The organism is uncultured Nostoc sp., assembly GCF_964247315.1.
In the GTDB taxonomy this organism is placed as follows: domain Bacteria; phylum Cyanobacteriota; class Cyanobacteriia; order Cyanobacteriales; family Nostocaceae; genus Nostoc.
This window is the reverse complement of the sequence record NZ_CAXTTT010000051.1, coordinates 42,652-51,421: the sequence shown is the minus strand read 5'-3', so window position 1 is coordinate 51,421 and position 8,770 is coordinate 42,652. Positions and strand designations below refer to the sequence as shown.

Genomic DNA, 8,770 nt, shown 5'->3' with positions numbered 1-8,770 from the left:
CCTGCTCCCTGCTCCCTCCCTTCCCTGCATACCCTAGAAAGAAACATAACAAAGCCGATGCTATGCATCCGGTGAGCAGCATATCAGAGACACCCGTTCTCGCCCAAATAATAGTTTCGGGATTGAGTGCCATGAGCGCTGCTGCTGTAAAAGATATTAAGTAGCGGCGAGTCGGACGTGAAACTTGTTTTAATTGGTCTTCTTTAGCCAGATACCATTGGATGGTGTAAAAAGCTAAACAAACTAAGCCGAATGCTGCGATCGCGGAAGGAAGGCGTACTGCCCATTCATTCACACCAATTATGTGATATGCGATCGCCTGACACCAATAAATTAAAGCAGGTTTATCGAAACGAGTGTCACCATTGAAAAATGGGGTAATCCAATCACCTGTGACGAACATCTGACGGGAAGCTTCGGCAAAGAGCGGCTCTGTCTCATCAATCAAGCCAGTGTTGCCCAAATTCCACCCAAAAGCCACCCAGCTAACTACCATCAACCACAAAATCGACACAGTTACACTCAGGGCTGGATTTTTTGCTATTTTGTTGAACCACCGATCAACAGTGTGCTTAACACTCAATTTCATTCTCATTTAGTCAATAGTCAACAATCACTAATCAATAGTCGTTAGTTATCTATCTTTTGTTCTTGAAAGTTTTTAATTCAACAATTTTCCTCTATCCATTACTTAACACTTTACCAACTGTCGGGTAAGGATGTAAAAATAAAGCTTTGAGCAAACGGCAAACAATGCTTACTTTACAACAATTGCTTCCGTACTCAATACTTACTACTTAGCAATATTTATTGACTCAGCACTAGTTGCCATTCTCTGTTTTGGGAATTCCACTTAGGTAATTGAGTTTCGCCAACAACATAGGGGCCCCAGTAACGACGGGAACCATCTTGTGCAAAAGCAACTAAAACATCTCCCTTCTCCAGCTTTAAATTATTCTGAGGTAGGGATAGAACCAGTCCCTTCTCACTACCTTCTTCGGGAGCAAAATCCCAATGCGCCGGTACATCGTAGTGAGTTTGTTTTTTATTAGATCCTTTTGCTACCGATTGTCGTGCCAGTAAAACCAGCCGCACCGGCTGATTTGTTTGATTGCTCATTCGCAAAGTCCCTTGATCCTTGGCAATGCTTGCTGATTTATCACGATTTGCCAAGACAGGATAAGTATTCTCTTTAATGCTACGTTCTACTTGATTGGTTGGCGTAGGTGCTGGAGTAGATAGATTAGTGGAAATACCTTTTTCTGGTACAACCGAGGTTGTCTGCCACTCTTGAGTTTCTGTTGGCAGTTGTGAAGATGTATCTGGGTTTGTATCTGGATTGGTAGACTCAAAAGATACGCTCACTCCAAAGCATCCCACCAGAGCAACAAGCAGTCCCAAGCACAAAGCTGTAATACCGACGTTACGATACACTGAGGATTTCATATTGATAGTTATTAGAAATAAATATTTTGTCTAGGCTTGACCAAATAGTAGCCTATTATCCCAAAAGGCAATCACACAAAATAGCCGAATATAAACTTTCCTAAAATTAGAAATACAAATGTATAATAAATATCATTTTGATTAGAAAATATTTGAAGGAAATAATCTCTTTAATGTTTGACAAACAAGAGGCACAGACATCCATTCCTTCGGAGTTTGCCCGTAAGTATTGATAAAAACAAGATAATTTGATACCTATCTAAGTAATTGAGTTGTATAAAAAACAAAAGTTTCCTGAAACCGCTAGCGGTCTCAACAAGGTGACCTTTGCTAAACGTCAGATAAATCTAAGTGGTATATTTTATCTTTTGCTAGGAAAATCTACCTTAAGAGGATATTTAGAAAGTGTCTGGTAATATAACAAGTGCTTAAAGATCCTCCTTCTTAAATCTACGAAAGTCCTTCTCCTATTGAGAGACGCTACGGGTAGCTTACTTCCGTATATGAATACAAGTCAGGAAATCCGCTAAAAAACTAGCCTCCTTTAAAAAGGGGAATTTTGAATTATTTTCCCATTTTTTAAGGCTTGAACGTGGGGATTAAACTAAATATTATTGTTTCCCAACACCCTCTAAGAAACTGTACTTCTCTGAAGATGAGAGAATGGTCAAATTTGAATAAATACTGGAATTCCAGTATATATCTATAATATTAACAAACAAACTGATGCTAAAACCAATATCCTCCTTACCCTAATTATAGATATATTTCAAGGTATCTTGACTTTTCCCAGAAGTCCTTTTGATGCAAAATACTCGTCTCAATAACTTGTTCGATGCCATTGCTAAACGCTTTGGGCAATGGTTTTTAAATCCTTGGCGACGACTATCGTTGCTGATAATTAGTTTTTTGTTCGGTTTTTTTCTGGGAAACGCAGTTTCCACTACCGCTGGACAAGAAGGTGTATTGGATATTGTGGTAGCTGCTTTTTTGGTACTGTTAACAGAAATTACCAGCCGGATATTTTATAGTCGCAGGTTTTTGGATAGGCGATCGCTCCTGGTAGACTCACTAAATCTTCTCAAAGTTGGTTTCATCTACAGCCTGTTTCTCGAAGCTTTTAAGCTGGGATCGTAGTCAGATGGAGAATTTATGAGTTTGTGGCTGAGTGGTTTGGCAACCAATGGGGTGGGGGAAACTTGGAAGCAGGAAGCTAGAGTTGCTGCACTGGCAGATCGGTTAAAGGCAAAAGCTTTTGGCATCGCGCCGGAAAATGTTGATGAAATGATCGAAAGGCGATCGCATTTACTAAAATCTGTCTTCCCAGCTTTTAGCGAATTCTGTCAAACTACTCTCCAAGTACAACCCCAGGAAATGTTACAGGTATTGTGGGACTTGTGGCTGCCTTTGGGAATCAAACTAGCATCGCAGCGCCAACAGTTGGGACGCCCCTTGATTCAAGGAATATTGGGAGGACAAGGCACTGGTAAAACCACAATGTCAAAGGTTCTGATTTTGATTCTCGATCATTTGGGATACAGGACTGTAAGTTTATCTTTGGATGACTTATATAAAACTTACAGCGATCGCTTACTCCTAACGCAGCAAGATCCCCGCTTGATTTGGCGCGGCCCACCAAGAACTCACGATATAAACTTAGGCTTAAATGTACTAGATCAAATCCGCCAGTTGCAAAGTCCAGTGATGCTTCCCCGCTTTGATAAATCAGCTTTTGCAGGTGCTGGCGATCGCACTACTTCCGAAATGGTGACGGATGTAGATATTGTACTATTTGAAGGCTGGTTTGTGGGTGTGCGACCAATCGAACCAGATGTATTTGATACTGCGCCACCGCCAATAGTCACAGATGAAGATAGAGCATTTGCTCGCGATATGAATCTTCGCCTCCACGATTATTTACCATTGTGGGATCGATTGGACAGCTTAATTGTGCTTTATCCCACCGATTACCGCTGTTCTTTGGAGTGGCGCAAACAGGCAGAACAGCAGATGATTGCTGCGGGGAAATCGGGAATGAGTAATGCAGAGATAGAGCAATTTGTCAATTATTTTTGGCGCTCGATTCACCCGGAATTATTCATCACGCCGTTGGTAAGAGATGCGACAGTGGTTGATTTAGTGATTGAGATTAATCCCGATCATAGTTTTGGTCAAGTGTATTGCGATCGCACTTAGGGCGTTAGTTCTCAAGCAAATCAGTTAAAAACACTATAATTTGCTTAAAGTGTGATTTATCCTACTCCTTAGACCAAAAATGCCAGAGGTATCGTTACAGCTTTTCTTTTCTTACTCTCACAAAGACGAAGCTCTACGGGATGAACTAGCTAAACACCTGAGCATATTAGAACGGCAGTCCGCGGGTGGCACAGCTGTGCTACCCTATCGTGAGAAAAAATCTAGTTTCAGTGTTACAAAGTAAATGGTTTGCGATTACGATCTATCAGACGATCCCATTGCATAGTTAAGGTGCTTCCCATTTTTTCCTGTTGTTTTGCCCACACCGATAGTAGGTCTAAACAAGAGTGATCTATATAAGCCAAGTCTTGCATATAAACATGCAATTCACTTCCTGGAGGCACAAGTTCTAAAATATTCGCCAATTTTGGTAGCCTCACAAACGTTGCCGCACCTTGTAAATAAATGTCTATTCTCTGATTATCTTCGTACTTAATAACTTGGATATTCAGCACAGACATTTTGTGAATTAGTAAAATTCCTGTCAACAGAATACCAATTAAAACACCTGTGATCAGGTCAGTAACAACAATCCCTATTAAAGTGGCAGCAAATATTACCAGAGGAAAACGCCCATACTTTTTTAAGTGGCGAATATGTTCTACTTCGATTAGTTTGTAACCAGTAACAACTAGAATTGCTGCCAGACTAGAAATGGGAATTATTTTGAGCAAGGTTGGGGCTGCAATTACTAAAATTAATAGCCATAGACCGTGAAGTATAGTCGATAATCTAGTTTTAGCACCAGCTTCTACGTTTACAGAACTGCGGGCTATCACTCCTGTCATCGGCAAAGCACCCAAGAACCCACATATAATGTTGCCAATTCCTTGGGCTGTTAATTCGCGATCGAAATCGGTTCTTGGCCCGGTATGCAATCGATCTACTGCTACGGCTGAAAGCAAACTTTCTGTACTAGCAATGAATGCAATCACGATCGCATCTAGCAAAACTGGTGCCTGAATTAGGCGTGGTAAGCTGGCAAGTGTTGGTAATTGAATTGCTTGTACCAGATTTCCAGGTACATCAACATACTGAATCGGTAATCGATACACTGTAGCTATGACGGTGGCAATTACAACGCCGACAAGCGCACCAGGTATCAACTTTAAACTATTGGGTTTAAATTTTTCCCACAGCAGAAGACTGATAATAGTTATTACACCTATGAGTGCTGCAAGGTGATGAACGCTACCATCAATAGGGAACAAAACTTTGTAAATGCTGTTGGGAATAGAAATTAAATTCTCAATGCCGTGTATGCGCGCTCGATCGTCTAGCATGACATGAAATTGGGAAGCGAGGATTAATATCCCAATACCTGCAAGCATTCCATAGATGACAGCCGGTGACATGGCGCGAAACAACTGGCCAAGTTTAAATATACCTGCGAGTAATTGGATTAAACCCGCCAGCAGCAGAATTGGCCCAACCATTTCAATGCCATCTTCTTGAACTATTTCTGCAACAATCACCGCCAGCCCAGCAGCAGGGCCACTGACTAGCATTGGAGAACCGGAAACAGCACCAACAATAATTCCGCCTACTATTCCTGTAACTAAGCCGCGAGATGCCGGAAGTCCCGAAGCGATCGCAATACCCATACAAAGAGGAAGGGCGACAAGAAATACCACAAATGATGCCGGTACTTCACTAGTCAATGAGGATTTGTCTATGATTGCTTTCAAATTTCTCATTTGCTTCTCCTCTAATGAAAAGTTTTTAATTTTTTGGCTGGCAAAGTGAACTGTTACAATCCAGCCAAAACTAGACTTGCATTGAATAGTTCAAGCCTATTCACTGAGTTTTAATTGCAACTTAATTGTCTCGATGTACTCAGCCCTCAAATAGCAAGCACGAAATCATTAAGTTAAATTGACTTAACGGTTATAGTTACTATTTACATTTCTTAATGATTACAAGTCCATCATAACAATAGTGTTATCTGATTGATATTACATAACTTTTTTATTGGATTCGCCACAAAACATTAATTAAAATTAAACAATAAATTATAATTAACCCAAAAAAGGTATAATCCTAGACCTACAATTTAATTTTCTCAGGCTCTTAACGCACAACTGCTAAGTATCCTAAAAATCAGCTTTACAAGTATATTTATTATCATTCTCTGGATTTTGAGAAATTATTTTTGAAAGTCTCTTAGCGCTTGATGGGATTCATCCAAGCTTCTAATCGGCTAAATGCTTGGGAAGAAAGTAGCGTCAAACACAAATAAACCACTGCTACACCTGCGTAAATTTCAAAGGCGCGATAGTTATCAGCAATAATTAACTGTCCTTTACGTACTAATTCTTCAAACCCAATCACAGAAACTAAGCTAGTATCTTTCAACAAACTGATAAACTCATTACCCAAAGGTGGAATCATCCGCCGGAAAGCTTGGGGAAAAATTACATAACCCATAGTTTGTAGAGAACTCAAACCTAATGATTTTGCTGCTTCTGCTTGTCCTGGTTCAATTGATTGAATTCCAGCACGTACAATTTCGGCAATGTATGCAGCGCTATTCAAACTTAAGGCAATTACCCCAGCACTGAGACGATCGAAAGAAAATGTCAAACCAAATTCTTGTAAAATTGCTGGTAAACCAAAGTAAATCATAAAAATTTGCAATAGCAAAGGCGTTCCTCGAAAAAAATCTACATACGCCCTCGCTAACCAACGCACAGGTGCAATGTGAGAAAGGCGAACAATACCAATTAAGGAACCGCCAATTAAACCAAATACTACAGAAAGTATCGTCAATTGCAACGTTATCAATGCACCCTGCAATAGACTTGGAAAAGCCTGCAATACCACGCTAATTGAAGTTAATATTTTAGGTGCGCCAGCGTTAGTTTGATTCTCAAATGGTGATTTAGCTGGTAGTGATGGTGGTTCAACTTTAAACCATTTCTGGTAAATTTGGGAATAAGTGCCATTTTTCAGCACCCTATCCAAGCCATTATTTATCAATGTCAAATTCGGCGAATTTTTAGTTGTAGCAATTCCATAAAACTCCTCCGTCAGCAATTTCTGTACTACTTTAATTCCCTGAAGATTGCCCGTATTAATTGCATATAAAGTAACAGGCGCATCATTAATTACCGCATCCACATTACTATTGAGTAATTCTTGCAGGGCTAAGGGTGCAGAATCAAAACTGCGAATTTGTACCCCAGGAATACTCTTAGCCTTTGCAGCCCCAGTTGTGCCAATTTGTACAGCAATTTTTTTATTTTTGAGACTGTCAAAACTAGTAATATCTTGATTGTCTGTGCGAATTGCGATCGCTAACCCAGCCTTAAAATAAGGACGAGAAAAAGAAATCGTTTTTGCCCTCTCCTCAGTAATTGTGATCGAACTAATGGCTACATCTACCGTTTTGGCTTGCAAAGCTGGGATAATGCCATCAAAAGGCAGACTTTGAAAATCAACTTTAAAGTTAGCAGAAGAAGCGATCGCATTCATCAAATCAATCGAAAACCCCTGCAACTCACCACCTTGTTTTTGAAACTCAAAAGGTGGAAACGCTGGTTCTGTAGCAACCCGCAAAGTTTTCCCTGCGCTAGAGTTCACAGCACAGCTAATCAGTAATAGACAGCTAAAACCTACAAAGACACATAAATACAGCCAACGCCTAAAACCAAATTTAACCATATTATTTTCTCTTTCCCTCTGCGCCTCTGCGGTAGCCTGAAAACCTTACAATCAACTTTAGAGCAGCTTGACATAAGTAATGAACAATACCATCCCCGCGATTATTTTTGACAGTATCGAAAAAAATTTTGGTTCCCTGAAAGTTCTCAAAGGAATCACCGGCGAAATCAACCGGGGAGAAGTCGTTGCAGTTATCGGTTCCTCCGGCTGTGGTAAAAGTACCCTACTACGCTGCTTCAACCGCCTAGAAACCATTGACAAAGGGCGTTTAATCATCAACGGAATTAACTTATCCCGACCCACTGTCAACTATAGCCAACTGCGACAACTACGAACACAAGTAGGCATGGTTTTTCAACAGTTCAACCTGTTTCCCCATCTCAGCGTCTTAGAAAATATGACACTTGCACCGCGTAAAGTCTTGGGTAAAACACCAAAAGAAAGCGCCCAACTAGCGAGATTATATTTAGAAAAAGTTGGCTTATCTGACAAAGCCTCTGCTTATCCCGAACAACTTTCTGGCGGACAAAAGCAACGAGTTGCGATCGCTCGTAGTTTATGTATGAATCCCCAAATTATGCTATTTGACGAACCCACCAGCGCTCTAGATCCCGAACTCGTCGGTGAAGTTCTGCAAGTGATGCAGCAATTAGCCACAGAAGGGATGACAATGGTAGTTGTCACCCATGAAATGCAATTTGCGCGGGAAGTAGCCCATCAAGTGATATTTTTAGACAAAGGTATTGTGACAGAACAAGGCCCAGCCTATGAAGTGCTGACCAATCCCCAAAGCGATCGCCTACGTATTTTCCTAAGTCGCCTTCAAATAATTCGTAATTCGTAATTCGTAATTCGTAATTAAAGACTTCCTTTAAACTCCTCACTCACTACTCATCACGGGTTAAACGCCCCGCTACCACTAACATCACTCAGCACTCTTTAAAGGTACTCGCGCAAGAAATCAAAGGGATCATCTTCCCAACAAGGTTCAGGTATTAGCCAAAACAAACTACCGCTGATGTCGGCTTCAATTTCATCACCATCGTCTCTATCAAATAGTTCTATCAAAGCTGTCCAATCACGTTCTCTCAGAGACGTTATCGATGGGGCATATACCTGGAGATTATTTGAGTAATTCACGCGCAAAGTTGTGCTTGACAGCTGTAAAAAGTTAGTATGGAAATTTAAAAATAATCAGATTTTAGCTTTGACAACCGCAGTTATACCAATTCAAAACTCAAAAAGTCTGATTTAATCTGGCTTTTCAGGTTTGTATCGCTCGCATTCTTTTTTCAAATGGGTATTAAATAGTTATTTTGATACTATTAGATATGGACTACTCTCATAAGTAAGTGTCTCACAATTTAAGTAGGACTGCTATAGTATTTATTACATATTACAAGCT

General features: G+C 40.3%; 8 protein-coding genes. 3 read left to right on the top strand and 5 right to left on the bottom strand.

From position 1 onward, the window contains the following. Positions 1-595: ArnT family glycosyltransferase (locus tag ACFE93_RS16785; RefSeq protein WP_375474345.1), on the bottom strand; the 595-nt coding region annotated here is incomplete at its 3' end. 212 nt (positions 596-807) lie between these two features. After that, on the bottom strand, positions 808-1,446 hold the full coding sequence (locus tag ACFE93_RS16780) for a hypothetical protein (protein ID WP_375474344.1): 639 nt from the start codon (positions 1,444-1,446) through the stop codon (positions 808-810). Positions 1,447-2,250: 804 nt separating this feature from the next. Between ACFE93_RS16780 and ACFE93_RS16775 the strand changes: the two genes are divergently transcribed. Together ACFE93_RS16775 and ACFE93_RS16770 are read left to right on the top strand one after the other, a co-directional pair. After that, complete coding sequence (locus tag ACFE93_RS16775; RefSeq protein ID WP_375474343.1) at positions 2,251-2,583, top strand: DUF565 domain-containing protein; 333 nt, start codon at positions 2,251-2,253, stop codon at positions 2,581-2,583. Positions 2,584-2,598: 15 nt separating this feature from the next. Beyond that, the gene (locus ACFE93_RS16770; RefSeq protein ID WP_375474342.1) at positions 2,599-3,642 is read left to right on the top strand and encodes a glycerate kinase; all 1,044 of its coding nucleotides are present in this window, start codon (positions 2,599-2,601) and stop codon (positions 3,640-3,642) included. A 233-nt stretch (positions 3,643-3,875) separates the two neighbouring features. Here ACFE93_RS16770 and ACFE93_RS16765 read toward each other — a convergent pair whose 3' ends face one another. Together ACFE93_RS16765 and ACFE93_RS16760 are read right to left on the bottom strand one after the other, a co-directional pair. Continuing rightward, positions 3,876-5,399 (bottom strand): SulP family inorganic anion transporter, encoded by a 1,524-nt coding sequence (locus tag ACFE93_RS16765; RefSeq protein ID WP_375474341.1) that lies wholly within the window; start codon positions 5,397-5,399, stop codon positions 3,876-3,878. A gap of 466 nt (positions 5,400-5,865) precedes the next feature. Beyond that, positions 5,866-7,365: an ABC transporter permease subunit gene (locus ACFE93_RS16760; RefSeq protein WP_375474340.1), complete on the bottom strand. Its 1,500-nt coding sequence runs from the start codon at positions 7,363-7,365 to the stop codon at positions 5,866-5,868. A 79-nt stretch (positions 7,366-7,444) separates the two neighbouring features. Between ACFE93_RS16760 and ACFE93_RS16755 the strand changes: the two genes are divergently transcribed. Beyond that, positions 7,445-8,209, top strand: coding sequence for an amino acid ABC transporter ATP-binding protein (locus ACFE93_RS16755; RefSeq protein ID WP_375474339.1), 765 nt, complete (start codon positions 7,445-7,447; stop codon positions 8,207-8,209). 95 nt (positions 8,210-8,304) lie between these two features. On the opposite strand, the gene ACFE93_RS16750 is transcribed toward ACFE93_RS16755, so the two are convergent. Then, positions 8,305-8,505 (bottom strand): hypothetical protein, encoded by a 201-nt coding sequence (locus tag ACFE93_RS16750; protein ID WP_094348136.1) that lies wholly within the window; start codon positions 8,503-8,505, stop codon positions 8,305-8,307. Positions 8,506-8,770 lie beyond the last annotated feature (265 nt).

What these genes read in the sequence shown, in the direction of transcription:
- ACFE93_RS16780 (WP_375474344.1), bottom strand. Translation starts at nt 1,446, where the DNA reads ATGAAATCCTCAGTGTATCGTAACGTCGGTATTACAGCTTTGTGCTTG.
- ACFE93_RS16755 (WP_375474339.1), top strand. Translation starts at nt 7,445, where the DNA reads ATGAACAATACCATCCCCGCGATTATTTTTGACAGTATCGAAAAAAAT.
- ACFE93_RS16775 (WP_375474343.1), top strand. Translation starts at nt 2,251, where the DNA reads ATGCAAAATACTCGTCTCAATAACTTGTTCGATGCCATTGCTAAACGC.
- ACFE93_RS16770 (WP_375474342.1), top strand. Translation starts at nt 2,599, where the DNA reads ATGAGTTTGTGGCTGAGTGGTTTGGCAACCAATGGGGTGGGGGAAACT.
- ACFE93_RS16760 (WP_375474340.1), bottom strand. Translation starts at nt 7,365, where the DNA reads ATGGTTAAATTTGGTTTTAGGCGTTGGCTGTATTTATGTGTCTTTGTA.
- ACFE93_RS16765 (WP_375474341.1), bottom strand. Translation starts at nt 5,399, where the DNA reads ATGAGAAATTTGAAAGCAATCATAGACAAATCCTCATTGACTAGTGAA.